This window comes from Stanieria cyanosphaera PCC 7437 (genome assembly GCF_000317575.1).
GTDB lineage: Bacteria > Cyanobacteriota > Cyanobacteriia > Cyanobacteriales > Xenococcaceae > Stanieria > Stanieria cyanosphaera.
Genome location: NC_019749.1, coordinates 50,131 through 64,341, shown reverse-complemented (window position 1 = coordinate 64,341; position 14,211 = coordinate 50,131). Strand labels below are relative to the sequence as shown.

At 37.6% G+C, this 14,211-nt stretch carries 13 protein-coding genes; 3 read left to right on the top strand and 10 right to left on the bottom strand.

Going from position 1 to position 14,211, the window contains the following annotated elements; all coding sequences use genetic code 11:
- Positions 1-54: 54 nt before the first annotated feature.
- The 3 genes from STA7437_RS26020 to STA7437_RS23890 form a co-directional block, all read right to left on the bottom strand.
- Positions 55-1,188 (bottom strand): DUF1350 family protein, encoded by a 1,134-nt coding sequence (locus STA7437_RS26020; protein WP_015195667.1) that lies wholly within the window; start codon positions 1,186-1,188, stop codon positions 55-57.
- A 97-nt stretch (positions 1,189-1,285) separates the two neighbouring features.
- Positions 1,286-1,966, bottom strand: coding sequence for a hypothetical protein (locus STA7437_RS23895; protein ID WP_015195666.1), 681 nt, complete (start codon positions 1,964-1,966; stop codon positions 1,286-1,288).
- Positions 1,967-2,101: 135 nt separating this feature from the next.
- Entirely contained in the window at positions 2,102-2,545 is a 444-nt protein-coding gene (locus STA7437_RS23890) for a hypothetical protein (protein WP_015195665.1), read from the bottom strand.
- A 524-nt stretch (positions 2,546-3,069) separates the two neighbouring features.
- On the opposite strand from STA7437_RS23890, the gene STA7437_RS26015 reads away from it, so the two are divergent.
- On the top strand, positions 3,070-3,288 hold the full coding sequence (locus STA7437_RS26015) for a hypothetical protein (RefSeq protein ID WP_150109200.1): 219 nt from the start codon (positions 3,070-3,072) through the stop codon (positions 3,286-3,288).
- 62 nt (positions 3,289-3,350) lie between these two features.
- On the opposite strand, the gene STA7437_RS23880 is transcribed toward STA7437_RS26015, so the two are convergent.
- The 4 genes from STA7437_RS23880 to STA7437_RS23870 all read right to left on the bottom strand — a co-directional run bounded on the left by STA7437_RS23880 (position 3,351) and on the right by STA7437_RS23870 (position 8,848).
- The gene (locus STA7437_RS23880) at positions 3,351-5,219 is read right to left on the bottom strand and encodes an alpha-amylase family glycosyl hydrolase (RefSeq protein WP_015195663.1); all 1,869 of its coding nucleotides are present in this window, start codon (positions 5,217-5,219) and stop codon (positions 3,351-3,353) included.
- A gap of 370 nt (positions 5,220-5,589) precedes the next feature.
- The gene (locus STA7437_RS27260; RefSeq protein WP_015195662.1) at positions 5,590-7,371 is read right to left on the bottom strand and encodes a Mom family adenine methylcarbamoylation protein; all 1,782 of its coding nucleotides are present in this window, start codon (positions 7,369-7,371) and stop codon (positions 5,590-5,592) included.
- A gap of 28 nt (positions 7,372-7,399) precedes the next feature.
- On the bottom strand, positions 7,400-7,567 hold the full coding sequence (locus STA7437_RS26355; protein WP_245562205.1) for a hypothetical protein: 168 nt from the start codon (positions 7,565-7,567) through the stop codon (positions 7,400-7,402).
- Positions 7,568-7,672: 105 nt separating this feature from the next.
- Positions 7,673-8,848: a transposase gene (locus STA7437_RS23870; RefSeq protein ID WP_015191547.1), complete on the bottom strand. Its 1,176-nt coding sequence runs from the start codon at positions 8,846-8,848 to the stop codon at positions 7,673-7,675.
- 124 nt (positions 8,849-8,972) lie between these two features.
- Between STA7437_RS23870 and STA7437_RS26010 the strand changes: the two genes are divergently transcribed.
- Positions 8,973-10,871, top strand: a complete 1,899-nt coding sequence (locus STA7437_RS26010) for a helicase-related protein (RefSeq protein WP_083856901.1) — start codon at positions 8,973-8,975, stop codon at positions 10,869-10,871.
- Between the two features lie 34 nt (positions 10,872-10,905).
- Here the strand turns inward: STA7437_RS26010 and STA7437_RS23860 are convergent, their stop codons facing one another.
- Both STA7437_RS23860 and STA7437_RS23855 read right to left on the bottom strand, forming a co-directional pair.
- Positions 10,906-12,213, bottom strand: a complete 1,308-nt coding sequence (locus STA7437_RS23860) for a type II restriction enzyme (RefSeq protein ID WP_015195661.1) — start codon at positions 12,211-12,213, stop codon at positions 10,906-10,908.
- A complete protein-coding gene (locus tag STA7437_RS23855) occupies positions 12,188-13,201 on the bottom strand; it encodes a DNA adenine methylase (RefSeq protein WP_015195660.1) in 1,014 nt (337 codons plus the stop codon). The genes STA7437_RS23860 and STA7437_RS23855 overlap by 26 nt, the downstream gene beginning before the upstream one ends.
- A gap of 114 nt (positions 13,202-13,315) precedes the next feature.
- Between STA7437_RS23855 and STA7437_RS23850 the strand changes: the two genes are divergently transcribed.
- A complete protein-coding gene (locus STA7437_RS23850; RefSeq protein ID WP_015195659.1) occupies positions 13,316-13,858 on the top strand; it encodes a hypothetical protein in 543 nt (180 codons plus the stop codon).
- On the opposite strand, the gene STA7437_RS23845 is transcribed toward STA7437_RS23850, so the two are convergent.
- Positions 13,845-14,036, bottom strand: coding sequence for a helix-turn-helix domain-containing protein (locus tag STA7437_RS23845; RefSeq protein WP_015195658.1), 192 nt, complete (start codon positions 14,034-14,036; stop codon positions 13,845-13,847). The genes STA7437_RS23850 and STA7437_RS23845 overlap by 14 nt on opposite strands.
- Positions 14,037-14,211 lie beyond the last annotated feature (175 nt).

Genomic DNA, 14,211 nt, shown 5'->3' with positions numbered 1-14,211 from the left:
TAATTATATTTTGGATGCAAACATATAAAGTATGAGTTAACTCATTTTCTTTTACTACAATAAGCTAATAGCTGTTTCTTCAAGTATTGCTCGTTCTGAAAGCTTTTTAATAATAGGTTTGCGCACCTCATTAAAAAATGCCTTTGCAGGCAGAGAAAAAGCAATTAAAGGTGCAAATATTAGTCCAGTTGACCAAACAATTATCGAACCTGGAAAATCAACTACATATTTATCTACTTGATGTCCATGCGGTTCTAGATGATAAGCATTTTTAAGCTGTTTAACTCCTCTCAAACGATTTTTTAAAGTATTGACAAGCCAAAAAACATCACTATCACCAGTTAAGTTTTGTAGATTGCCAGCTATCATATCTTTTTCAAAAGAAAGAATTGCTGTAAGAGAGAATAAAGGACTATTTTCGATTAATAATTGTGTTTGTTTTTTGGTAGGTTTTACACCCAATCCTAAATTATCAATGAGTTTGGCTACTGATTCGATAGGAATAGCACTGCTTGTATCGCTAATGTCTGGCGCAATGAGTAAAGAAGATTCATTTCTAATAAACAATCCCTTAAGGTCAATGCCATATCCAACCAGTTTTTCTATAGTCTTTTTAATTTTTAGCCATTCATCATAAATGTCTTCAATTTTATCTTTTAGCTTTTCTAGTTGTCGAGCAACTTTTTGCACAGCTTCGTCATTTGATTCAGGTAAATTAGGTTTAATTTGTTGCCAAATTTCTTCCCAATTTAACCCATCTGTCTTAGGCTCTTCAAATCCTGATAATAACTCTAATAGCAAGATATATTTACATCCTAAACTATGACCTACCCAAAGATAATTAGCATCGTCCAAATAAATTTGAGGGTCATACTGTAAATCGATTACTTTCTCGATAATCTCTTGGCGTAAAACATAATGTTCTCGTAAAAGTTGTAGAGAAACCGACCAATGATCGAAGGTAAATCTAAACGGAAGCGCAATAATTGTATATCCTTCTGCAAATAATTTTCTTAAGAAGAAATCGTAAAAAATAGTTGGAAAAGAACCAAATAAAGCTCCTCCAATAAATTGAATAATTCCTTTTGGGTTTGGATGTATAGCGACCCAACTAAAAGAGAGTGGTTGAAATTTGAAATGGGCTTCAAATTCAGGTTTATTTTGGTTTTCAAAAGAATATATCGGCATCTGTTTTTGCTACTGTTGTGAAAAGTTTTTAGCTCGCTTGTTACATAAACTTTAAATAAAAAACATGATTTACTTTATCTCCTAATTTCGCTAAAAATTATATAGGTGCAAGATTTTTTGGCTGTTGAACATATTGCTCTGTAAGAACTAGAGTTAAGGTCATGACAAATTCAGATAAACTACCTGGTAAAGTTCCCACCGTCGATAAGGGAAGTGCATTACCCCCAAGAGCAACTAAAGTACCGACAAATAACCAAAACCATCTACCTTCAGAACGAATCCAAATACCAATACTAATTAGTAGAAGGAAAAAAGTTACTGCAATAGCAATAATCGGTAATCCTTTGATGGGACTGGCAGTGTAACGCAGTACACCAGCAAAGTAAATCGGCTCTAAATCTGCGCCTATATATCGATTAAAGATATCTATTACTCCAAGACTTAAAGAGATAATCCAGGCTAAACTGCGTGTAAAATTATTAGCCCAAACTGCTTCCGTGCGATGAGCCAACTCTACTACCACTACAATCAAAAAGGGTACAAAAAGATGGTGAACTAAGAAGCGGACTTGACTGAGAGATTTTAATAATTCTCTTTCCCCAACCAATGTACCAGTAGCTAGTAGCAAGTTATCGTAGCCAATTCCAAGCAAGATAACTGGTAAAACAATCATGGCAACACTTTTAGATTGCAACCATAAACGAATTGACCAACCGACAAGGAATAACTCGGCGAAACCAACCAGTAGATGACCTAGTGGATAAATTTGAAGAATCATTACGTTCGCTCGATTAAAATTGTTGAAGAGTTTGCTGATTGTATTCCAAGTACAACTCAGTTCGGACTTATCATATTTGAATGTGTAATAAGTCAGAAGTGTTGCACCTGAAATAACGACTAAATTATGTTTACTTTATTCGGATAGTTTGACTCTCAATTTTAGGTCAGTTTGTGGTTGAAAGTTACTTCCTTTTGCATAATACTTTGTCTTTCCAGGAACTAAATAAGCTGGACCGCCACAGGATTTAATTAAATCAGTACCATTCTGCACTTTTATATTTACACAACCAAATATTTTTCCAGAGGGTCCAGTAATGGCAATTTCTTCGATCGTTCCAGTTTCATCTGGAGGTAAGGAAAGCACCGCAGAACCGACTCTGAGGTTATTTTTAAAGTCTAGATCCTTAGCATCAACGGTAAAATTTCCTCCTTGAATATCTGCCTCAAACATTTCTTCAATTGCAGACATCCCTGTAATATTTTTCGCGATCGCGTTTTGAGAAAACAAAAAGAGTGAAAATACGAGAGCAACTGCCAGAAATTTGGACAATTGCAATATTTTTTTCAATGAATTCATAGCGATTATTTTGATTTGAATTGTAAATTTTCAACTAAAAAACTCTGTTTTTTTAACTAGAGTCCTTTTGTAGTTACTTGGTTTATTTCTTTTAAATTTATGCTTTTGTACATATTTATTTACATTTTTAAGAATAACCTAAAACCTAATTTTATTTTTTAGTGTCTAATTCCTGAATTTATTACTGTTGAGAGAAAAATTTAGGTAGCACTATCTTAATTTCTACCGTCCTAACTACAAACTGTTCCCTCAAATATGCGATCGCCACTCTCAAAGATGAAGAACTCAGACAACAGTTACTAGAAGAGGCGATTACCAACTCCCTCTCTCTGAGTCAAATCAAAGAGAAAGTAAATGATCTTAAACCAGTCAAGCAGAAAGAAGAACTCAAAACTCGTGTCGATACAACTTATAAAAAACTAAAAACCTCCAAACAACTCTGGCAAGACCCCAAAAAGAGGAAGAAACTCGAATCTCTGCTATCTCAGTTGGAGCAGTTAATTGAATCTGAAGCTAAAAGTGAGGTGAACAAAACTAAGGATGAGCCAACTCCTGAAACCTCAACAGAAGAATCTAAGGAAGAATCGGGACTGACAGACCAGGAACTAGCAGAACTTTTGGGTGTGAGCAATTTAGTTCTGCGTGAGTATCGAGTTAAGGGGAAAAAACCACCTGCTGGTTTGCTAGAACAATTACAGGAGTGGGAAGTAAGAGGCGATCGCTGGAGCGAAAAATCAAGATAAGTTCTAATGAGATAGTTAGCTTTCAGGTGATAATAGATTGAAAAAAATAAGTTCTTTTGTTACTAAACAACAGCATACACTTTTGCTTCCCAAGGAAAAATAGGTTCTTTGCCTGCCCACTCAATAGGAATATCGCGCTCTTGAGTAATTTCATGCCACTTTTTACCAGAAGGAAGTGGAGGCCAGTTTTGGACTAGATATTTTGCATTAGGACTATGAAGATCGCTTCCCCAGTCAGAAAAATTAGCCACTACAACGACAACATCATTTCCAGAACCTCGTTTCCAGGCAAGAATACGCTTACCCTGGTTGAAATCTACGTGGATAAAATCAGTATCGTTAACTGCTAGTGCCTCCGATTTGGTACGAAACTTAATTAGTCGAGCTACATAGTAAAAAACACGCTTTCTCCATTCATCATCCCAACGAGAGAAGTTAACTGGATCGACTTGCTTTCTAAAATTTCGCTCATCTCCTGAGACATTAAAAATATCATTGTCCATTCGATCGGCAAATTCATCGCCTGCCAAAATCATAGGAATTCCTACTGCTGTCAACAGACAAACAAACGCTAGTTTAATACGCTGTTCTTTCTCATATATTTTGAAAAAATCGAGGTAATTATAAAGTCGCTCGGCACCTTCTCCCTCGACATCATGAGAGGTAATGTAGTTAATGACTTGAGAGCCATCTTGAAAACCCAGATTGAGATTACGACAATCGATCATTTTGCGTATGGTAGTTTCAAAGTTAGGATCGTCTTTGTAATTTCTTCCCACAACCGCAGATTTGACGCGATACTTAAAATCCTCATTCCAAAAACTATCTAACCGTTTTTGGTCGAGCATGGCACGTTGAAAGCCTATACTTTCTCCAATAACCAAGAAGTTACCATCATTGCCTTGACGTTCTTTCCAAACAGCACGTGAAAAATTTTTGACTTCCTCAAGAAAGTCATAGTTTTTAATATTGTTGACGCTATCAAGACGCAAACCATCTACTCGATAGTAAGTCAGCCAATGAAACAAATAAGCTTTAAGAAAAGCACGTGCGGGAAAAAGATTGTTTTGTTTCCCACTTATTGGCTCGTATCCCGATACTGAGTAATTATATTTGATCAAATCTCCGCCAAAGCCATCTCGTCCTTCTTGTTCGGGATCGCCACTACCAAATTTGACAAAAAAATCTAAAAAGTTAATATTCCGAAGCGAAGTTCCGGTAGCAAACGCCATAACCGTATCTTTAAAAAAACGAATATTTTTTTGATGGCAGGTTTTAATCAATTCAACGAGGTCATGCGAGGCTGTCGGTTCGGGTGCGGAAACAGGAAAACCCAGTTCAAAATCAGCAGCAAAATAGTTGGAAGTTCCATAACCCCATTGGTCAGGTTGGTCGCTATCTGCTGGAGGTAGTAATTCAAAAGCGTTGATTCCCAATTCGAGGAGATGCGCTCGGTTGTTAAGAGCAGCAACTGTTAAAAAGGTTGGAGCCAATAAGTTTGGAACTAGCAAAGCTAAAGCGTCCTTAAATGTTCCGTTGCCAACTTCAATTCCGTCACGCGAGGTAAGGCGCGTCCAGCGAGTTGGTAATTCGTAGATGACTAGTTTATTATTAGGTGGTAATTCTCTTGGAGAAGTGTCGTTATTCCAATCTATAATTCTGCCGTCAGGATCGCAGGGAATCAACTTTCTGTTTTGATAAAGAATGACACTAGCCGGAGCTGAACTGGAAATGCCTGTCTTACCTATTAGAACATTTTCAGGTTTAGGAGCGCGAACGCGACGATCGATAGTAAATGCTATGGGATCGGTGCAGTAGAGTATTTGATTGACATTACCAGAATCATAAGGTTCTGTGTTGCGAACTTTAAACCAATAGTAGTAAACTCTGCCTTCTTCAAGTTGGCACTTGGTAGCTTCAACTTCCCACAAGTCTGGAAATGTAGGCGAAACAACGAGGGGAATTTCTTTAAATCGTTCTATTGCTTCAGTACTAAGCCCGATAAAAAGAGTTGGGGAAATATCTGTAGCACCAGGTCGCCATAAAATATGTTTCTTTTCGTTTTAAGAGATCTATTGTTATTGACATTTTTTTGTCGTTATCTATATCTAAACTTAGTACACATAAAAAGGCTACTCGTACCTATTATGTCTAGTGATGAGACAACATTCCGTCATCTTTTTATAAGGACTATTCTTAAACTGTTGCTTTTTATGCAAAGTTTTATATTTATTTACATCAAAGCCAAAAAATTATTTTTCATTCTTTACTGATTTCAATCTCTCTTAAAAAGCGATCGCTCTATCTTTTCACCCCCAAAACTTCTAAAATCTTCCTCACTGCTACTTTCTCCGCCTCCAACTTCTCTATTCTTGCCAATAACCGCTTGGGAATGTAACGAGACTTTTTAGTCAGGCGATCGCCCTGTCTCCACTCCTCATAGTGATACCAGTATTGTTGATACTCTTTGCCACTGCGTTGAATGGGTTTGCATTCGATATAACCCGTACCGCATCCTTGTTTGCGCTTTCTTGTACTGGGGGGTATGCTTTTCCTAGGGTTTAAATTATCTTGTTCGACACAACTATCATTAAGTTTTTCATCTACTGAAGTTAATGAAGTGTTAGAACTTTTCCTAGGGTTTTTCTTATCTCCCCCCAGTAAAAATAAAATATCAGAGACGGGAAGCTTTGAAGATTCTGCTTCTTGGACTTTATTCAGCAGCGTTTTGGGGATATATTTGGTTTTTTTCTGACCGTTTTCTACGTAATGATAGTAAGCATCAGTGTATTCTTTACCATTCTTCGTCACGGTGCGGTAATGGATAGAGCCGTTGCCTTCTCCTTTTTTACGCCTGTTTCTTGGTGCGCGTTCCTTAGCGGATTGAGAATCCGCAGGGTCGCACCGCTTCCTAGGGTTGTTTTTACTGGGGTGTAATTTTTGACTAGGGTTTTTCTCGATCTGTCCACTACTTTTACTCTCAGGAAAATCTGGATAGACTAACAGCTTGGAAACTGTAACCGTAGAATCATCTGAGGGAATGTAAACGACAAAGCGATCGCCCAAATCCTGTTTAATTACTCCCTTAAGTTCAGGTTGTTTGGGTTGCTTGATGAGACAGGGAATAGAAATCTCTTGGCTAGGTGATGGACGTTTCTTGTCTTCTTGTATGGGGGAATTTTTATCTCCCCCCAGTAAAACTTTTGAATTCTTAATCGAAGATTTTGATTTTTGCTTGAACCTGTATATATAAAGTATCTTTGGTTCTTTACTTCCTTTAGATAACCCATGTCGAGGACGATTGTTAGTAGTTTCCCCCCACCTTTGAAAGTTAGCAGCACGATAGATAGTTCCCTGGTGGCCTACACTGGTATCGGCATAGGAAATAACCAACTCAATATTAAAAGGTTGGTCTAAGTATTTTGGTGGGTGGTGTTCTAACCAATCATCATTAACCCGTTTTAAAACTTTGGCGATCGCACAACTAGCAATGTTAGAAGCGTGGCCGTTGCTTTGCGGATGCTGGTATTTTGGGTCAATCCAAAGACGAGCAATTTGTAAAACCTGCCATTTAGTAGGTAAACCATCGTAGCCAAATAATCCTTTCTTCTTCGTAAAGTGAGGAGTGGCCATAATGATAGTTCCAACAATTTCATCATCAAGTGAAATGCTGTAGGCAAAAGGAAGCGATCGCGGGTGAATTGGTCTGTGTAAATAATGATGTTTGGTAACAAGCTGCTGCGCCCATTTTAGACCGCATCTTTCTACACTTATTCTTTGCTTAAGGCTGCTCTTACCCCCCAGTAATTGAGGACACGTCTGTCGAACCAAGCTCGACAGCGTGAGCTGTCCGTTTTGAGATGACAGTTTTTCGGCAAATGATAGAAGTTCTTCTTGGAGTGTTATCGGCAATAGCCAATCGAATCCATCGGAAGAAATACCCGTAGCCGTGAGAGCAGAAAGTGAAGAGTGGGTCGGAATCGCTCTACCCAAATCGACACGTTCGCATTCAGCCAGAATGTCCGACAGTCCCAGAGTAGTCAAACACAATTCATTTTCCCTAACAATTTCTTTTCCTAACATAGCGATCGCCTCTTCGATAGGAAAATAGTTAAATTAGGTTGAGTAAGTCGGGATAGATCGAAGAGATTACACTCCTAATCCTTTCCCTCTGAGCAGAATTAGCTTGAGAAAAAGCAGCACGAAAATCTGGAAGTAGGATACCAATCAACCCAGAATTAGCAGCAATCTTTCTCGCCTGATGCTCTAAATAATCCAAAGTGATGAAATCATCAAAACAAAACTCTAAATCTTCATCACGGGGCGCATAAATGCCTGGGGAGACCCCAGGCGACGGCCCTTACAAGGGTAGGTTTTTTACAATCTACGAAGAATCAGAAAAAGCCAAATCGCTGAAGTGATTGAAAGAGAAAGGAAGCAAACGACCAAGAGCGACAGACTGACCATTGAGCAGTCGCGCTACTATAGTTAACAAACCATTAAGAAAACAAGAGATTTGACGAGTAGGAGTGGGTTCAAAAGCTAAAGAGCGATCGCCAATTAATTCATCCTTAGAGGAAATTTCCTGTTCTCCACCCAGAGTAACCATCCACAGCATAGCCACTGCCATTGCTAACCAATGACGTTCGGCTCTCTCGGCTTTCAAAAGACGAGTTTTATGCCATTGCCAACCATCACTTTTGACATCTCTATAGGAACATTCAATCCAAGAGCGAAATCCATACCAACCAATATCAGCATCAGTTGATTTTAAATCCGTGAGAATTAACCAAGGGTCAGTATAACCCTCATCCCATCGAGCTAGAAGAGTACAATCAATCTGATTGCTTTTAAAGCAAGTCACTCGTCCAGACCAACTCTCGCCAGCATCAGTTACAACTGTTGATAGAGAATACCATAAAGATGAATTTTGTCGTCGATATTGACCTTGGTGATTAATTCGTAAAAACGGATGCCAACCTAATTTCACAATCTGTTCGTATAGCCAAGGAGCATACAATCCTCTATCAGCACTAACGATTACCTTCCAATCTGTCGGCACAACATTGTTGAGAGATTGAAACAGTTCTTTCCAGTACGGTTTCCAACTACCTTTGTCTGTCCCTTTAACCACTTTCCAAGCTATAGGAATGGCACTACCTCGATATAAAACATTGATTGAAAGAACTACAAAATTTTGACCGATACTGGTGGCATCTAATGCCATTGGTAACTCTTGATTACTTTGAGGTAGTAAATCGACAATCCATTTTAGTAATGAGGCAAAACAGCCTTTTACTTCCAGAGATACTCTTTTATTCCCTGTTTTGGCTTTGGCTGTTTCTTCTTTGTACCATTCTTTCAATCTTTGGCGTACCGTATTGTCTTTCTCCTGATTGATTTTGGCAATTAACGTGGAAACTTTAGTCAGACTGCTTGATTGTGTCATTACCATTCCAAAACTCCAGGTTGCTAATCCAGAAACTTGAGGTAGACTCAGGTCTGGAAATTTTTGACTGACAATCTGTTTCCAATCTTTGAGATGTTGATTTAATTTCATCTCATGATAACTATACTATTTACTTCTCTTAATACTTTTACCTTATTTCTGAGCTTTTACTCCTCCCTTTGTAAAAAACCTACCCTTGTAAGGGGGACAAGATACCCTAACCCACTTTCAACGCATCTTTAGGGATGTTTATAACGAAACTGAAGCCAAGCCAATTGAAACTAAACTACAGAAGCTATCCCAACGGGTTAAGCATATCTTTATCGCTATTGACGAAATTACAGGCGATCGCAGTGGAGTAGACTTTTTACTAGGGGTTAGCGAACGATTAAAACTATATGGATTAACCAACCAAAATTACTTTAATACCAAAATTATTGTCGCAGATGCTTCGATTATTGATGCAGATGTTATCAAGCAACACTTATCAGATACTGCTGCCGAACCCAACAAAATATTTTTCAGAAAAGCCCCCAAATTAAATGCCTGTCTGACAACTGAATCATTTACATTTAATGCTGCCCCTGCTATAGCTATTAATACTAACTCCTATCCCGCAAATAATCTGCACATTACTTACAAAACATTAATTCAATCCCTTAGATTTCAAGAACGAAATAAGAAAGTTTACAGTACAAAAAAATACGACCTGGAACAACGTACACAAACAGAAATAATTAACGATCTAGAAAAAATACAAGCAAATTCACCTAAAGAACAAATAATTGTTTATATCCAAGATAAAAACCGCTTAAGCGATTTAATTAATACTCTTCAAAGTAATAAACAACGATTTGAACCCGATCTAGACTACTTAGAAATACACGCAGATTTATCTCAATTTGATAAACAAAAAATACACAAACATAAAGACCAAGTTCAAATCATCTTTATGACTGCTTCTGCTAGTCGAGGCTTATCTTTTCCTCGTGCCAAACATATTCTGGTAGATTTTCCTCGTTTCGAGATTGAAGCCAACTTAATGGAAGTCATTCAAGTAATCTATCGCGGGAGAGGAAACCCTCAAATAGATGCAGAAGATAAACATTTGATTTTCTATCTTACCGAACAAGCTGTTTACTATATTGAAGATGGAGATGACCGTAAATATTCACTACAAGAAAGTAAACTCAATCTACTTAACTTTTTAATCATTCTTCACGTCTCAATCAGAACGAGAATATATGGTTACGGGAATATTGCTAACGAAAAATACATGATGATTCCTGTAGGTGGAAAGTCAGTTTTTACCGCAGGAGAGTCTCTTAGCAATAAAATCGAAAAATTAATTAGAAGCCTCAAAAAAGAGTTTCGCAAACGCAGCCACGATTTACGCATTCAAAAAGCTGCTAAACAATTAGAAGAGTTGATGAAGACAGCAGATATTACTATTCACGATCTGGCAAAAAAAACAACAGATAAGCAATTATCTTATCTAAAATTATTAGATGATATTCGCCAAGCTTTTAATAAGTTAATTGATGGTAGTTTGCATACACTACTCGATTTTCCTGCAATTCAAACAGGATATATATTGGGAAGTTTACTTATAGTATCGCTAGATAATAAAAAAGTAGAAGAAGTTTATCGACTGAAAATAGACGACCAGACTATAACTTTAGCAGAAATTCTCTCTGAATTAGAACAAGATACCCGTTTATCAGAAAATATTCAGGTTTCAATTAAAGATGCTTTACAGTTGATCGTAGAGTTAGAACAGCAAAAGTATCGCAATCAAAGATTAGAACAAGAAAACAAATATTTCGACCGTTATTATGCCGTTCCACTATTTGTATTTTTGGTCAACGAGACTTTTACAACTTATTTTAGAAACAAAGAAATTGAACCTGAAGACCAAAGATTTCGGGATATTTTAGAAGTTTATGTAAGTTCTATATTTCCCATAGGTCAAATTATACCAATTGGTTACAAATACGAAAAAATTCCTTTCTTAATCTTTCGCAGCTATAGTCTCAAAGAGATGAGAGAGAAGCAATTCAGCGATAAATATTTGATGAATTCTAAAGAACTTAACATATTAAATTTGATTTTGTCTCAGTCTGAATTACAGTAATTTGTATCTCCAAGATAAAAAATTTTGTTTGAAATTATGGAGTGGTCATAGGTAATTCTAATATCCACTCAAGCCACCTTTCAACAGTGCTAGCTCTACGCATTTGAGTAGATTGAGAACCTTCTGAAATCTTTTCAGTTCCGTTCTTCATAATTGCTACAATCTCTTCTTTTGTTGGTCTTTGAGCTTTATCGAAGAAAATTTTTAAGGATAAGTTGAATATTCTGTGTCTCAATATACACCGAACTAATTCTAAGCTCCGTTTTCGTGGATGCTGAGATATGATAGTTTGACCCAATTCACTTAAAATATAGGTAACTTCATTCTCTTTAGTTTTTACTCTATTAACTAACTCTAAATAATTTGCTGCTGAAACATAGTAATTAGTCTGCCTAACATCAAAGGCATAGTTAAGAGTTATATCGTCTGTATTAAGAGGCTCTTCCGCATTGTATAATCGCCCCAAAAGATCGATGATTCTTGGAAAGCTATTTGCTTGGGGAAAGGTTTCACTTCGGTCGGGGACAATATTAGTAGTTTCTAAAATGTCTCTTATATCTGAAATTTCTATTTCTGACTTACTAATACAATATTTATACTCTGAAACTAGTTCGATAGAGTTATATACCTGTAAATCTGTGAAGCGAAATTTATAGAAGGTAAAAATATCGTTGGAAATTGTCAGAAAAATAGGAATAACTTCCTTAGAGATTTTGGAACTCCACAGTCGATAGGGATAGTAAAGTTGTCTAATAATAAAGTCATTAACAGTTTCAGCTTTAGCTTCAACAATGGCAAGTTGGCTATCTCCTTCAAAACCACCATCGATTTCGCACTGAGATTTGTTCACATCTATGATTTGCCTCGTGCCATTCTGGGTATTTTGAATATAGTATTTGAATGTCCCTGTAGACATTCTGCCTAAAATTGTAAAGTTGGTAGTTTCTCCAAGTACATCATCAATCATGCCTGAGAGAAAAGCACAGATAATAGCGGAAGACTCGGAGTAGATGTTGCTAGGCTCAAGGGTTTCAATGTTAGCTGGAAGTTCTCGATAAGCAACCTCTTCTGTAGACTTTTTGGGAAGCTGAAAATAACTTTCAAAACTCCCAATAATGTAATTCCCTCGCGAGGTAGGCTGAATCGTTAAGTTGTTGTCTTTAAATATTTGGGGCAGTTGGACGGCATGGTCGAACTTCGTCATTAAGCGAGCTTCACGCTGCTGATTGATTCTCGTAGAAGAAATCTGGAAAAAGCCATCTTGGGCAATGCGAGCGAGAATTTGTTCCTCCTCAAAAATAATCTCCCAGGCTTTATCATTCTTTGACTGGTTTGCGGTCATATCTGTTATGGATTAGCAGTTCGTTGATTCTGCCCCGTTTTGATGCCACCGCGTTAATCGCCCTAGAAGCTTTAACCTCTACAATCTCATACTTAGGGTCAGAATAAAGTTCTTTGATAAAAGTAGCAGAGGAATTGCTTACTAGTACCTGACAACCACGCTCGGTTAATTTGTCACAGACTTTTTTCAGTCTAATCTGCTCTTCTTCTCCAAACCCATTAACACTATAACCAGTAAAAGATGAAGTGTCAGAAATTGGATGATAGGGTGGATCGAAATAAATAAAAGCTCCTTTCTTTGCGGTAGCTACCGCCTTAGCAAAATCGCCTTCGATGATTTTGACATCTCTTCGATTGAGATAGGCACTGACCGACCTAATGACCGCAGGGTCGGCAATTACAGGGTTAGAGTAGTTGCCATAAGGCACGTTGAATTGACCACTACTGTTGACGCGAAATAAACCATTAAAACAAGTTTTGTTGAGATAAATGATTCTGGCAGCCCGCTCTACAGCACTTTTATCCTTAAAATCGTTTTTGCGATCTTGTTCTCGCAACCAATAATAATGCTCTTTAGAGTTTTTCTTCTGATGTTGTTGACACAATTCTAGTAGCTCTTCAGGATTGTCTTTAATTACGTGATAACAATTGATAAGCTCTCCATTGGTATCGTTGATGACGCTTTTTTTTGGCTGTAGGGAGAACAATACCGCACCCGCACCAACAAAAGGTTCGTAATATTGAGTGAATTTGTGAGGGACATACTCTTGAATGGCAGGTAAAAGCTGCCGTTTCCCGCCAGCCCATTTCAGGAATGGTTGCGCGAGAACGTTGTGCTTGTATGTTTTTTTGCCTTGGTGCGCGTTCCCAAGGGGCTGACTCTGAAAACAAGTTCCAGAGCTTGAACGCCCCGTTTGCGTCTTACGCCGACGCGGGGTCGCACCGTTTTTCTTAGCTTGAGGCAGTTTGGCAGCAGTATTATCTGGCATTGTTTAAGATGTGGTGTCCACTAATTAAAGGTATCATCTCTAAAGATAAGCACAAGGTAGAATGTCTTAATTTACTAGTACAATAATACCAAAAAATTGATTTTTTAAACAACTATGAATGCTGCTGCTGCTCAAAACTTAATTTTTTTTGGGATGAAAAAGCTAGGCAAAGCAGTAGCGGAAGTGACTTTAGAGGATTGTAATTCTGAGATTTTGATTCCATTGGCATTTTTAGATTCAATTGCTGCTGCCGAACTAATAATTCGTGGACACATACTAGAAGTGGAAGCAGAAACAGAAATGGAAGACTTGCGGGCAATCGAACTGATACACGGCTATTCATCCCAAATTGCTTTTCCTCGTCTTCCAGAGGTACTGAGAAAATCAACTGGCTATATTATTAAAAACCTCGATATTTACCGCCAAACAGCCCATTTAAGGACGCGGTTGTTTGGAGAGGAAGTAAACTCCCAGGAGTTAGTTGAATTTACCCTTCGCTTTGCTTTTGAGGCAATCGAACCAATGATGATTGAATTCTGGGAGCAGATTATCCTGCTTCATTTACCTGAATATGATTTCGAGATAGACCAGCATATTGAAACCTATTTGATTCGCTATCAAATTGATGTCTCAGACCACGATTCTATGGGAATGTAGTCGATTTAATAAATTTAGTTTGTTTAATATCGCAACCCAGCAAATTTAAAAACTTAAACAGGCGATCGCAATTTAAGCTATCTAGATTACCTTTAGTCAGATTAAGCGATGGCTTTGGAATGTTTAAATCGGCAAAAACATTACCAATGCTTGCTTCTCTAAGATTTACTTCTATCATACTGCTACCTCCTATTTCCTATTCTTCTGAATTTGAAGACTTGGCTTCAATTTCTGCTGCTGCTTCATTCAATTCCGCCTTTGTTTAGCAGAAGAGAAATTTTGGTCGCTAAGAGATTTTTTGAGAGCAACTGTCCCACTTTTAATGATTGGACATTGTAGTTAACAGCGTCTGT

Excerpts from the sequence above, each read along its gene's own strand:
- STA7437_RS23845 (WP_015195658.1), bottom strand. The coding sequence starts at position 14,036 with ATGATAGAAGTAAATCTTAGAGAAGCAAGCATTGGTAATGTTTTTGCC.
- STA7437_RS23850 (WP_015195659.1), top strand. The coding sequence starts at position 13,316 with ATGAATGCTGCTGCTGCTCAAAACTTAATTTTTTTTGGGATGAAAAAG.
- STA7437_RS23855 (WP_015195660.1), bottom strand. The coding sequence starts at position 13,201 with ATGCCAGATAATACTGCTGCCAAACTGCCTCAAGCTAAGAAAAACGGT.
- STA7437_RS23890 (WP_015195665.1), bottom strand. The coding sequence starts at position 2,545 with ATGAATTCATTGAAAAAAATATTGCAATTGTCCAAATTTCTGGCAGTT.
- STA7437_RS23895 (WP_015195666.1), bottom strand. The coding sequence starts at position 1,966 with ATGATTCTTCAAATTTATCCACTAGGTCATCTACTGGTTGGTTTCGCC.
- STA7437_RS26020 (WP_015195667.1), bottom strand. The coding sequence starts at position 1,188 with ATGCCGATATATTCTTTTGAAAACCAAAATAAACCTGAATTTGAAGCC.
- STA7437_RS27260 (WP_015195662.1), bottom strand. The coding sequence starts at position 7,371 with ATGTTAGGAAAAGAAATTGTTAGGGAAAATGAATTGTGTTTGACTACT.
- STA7437_RS23860 (WP_015195661.1), bottom strand. The coding sequence starts at position 12,213 with ATGACCGCAAACCAGTCAAAGAATGATAAAGCCTGGGAGATTATTTTT.
- STA7437_RS23870 (WP_015191547.1), bottom strand. The coding sequence starts at position 8,848 with ATGAAATTAAATCAACATCTCAAAGATTGGAAACAGATTGTCAGTCAA.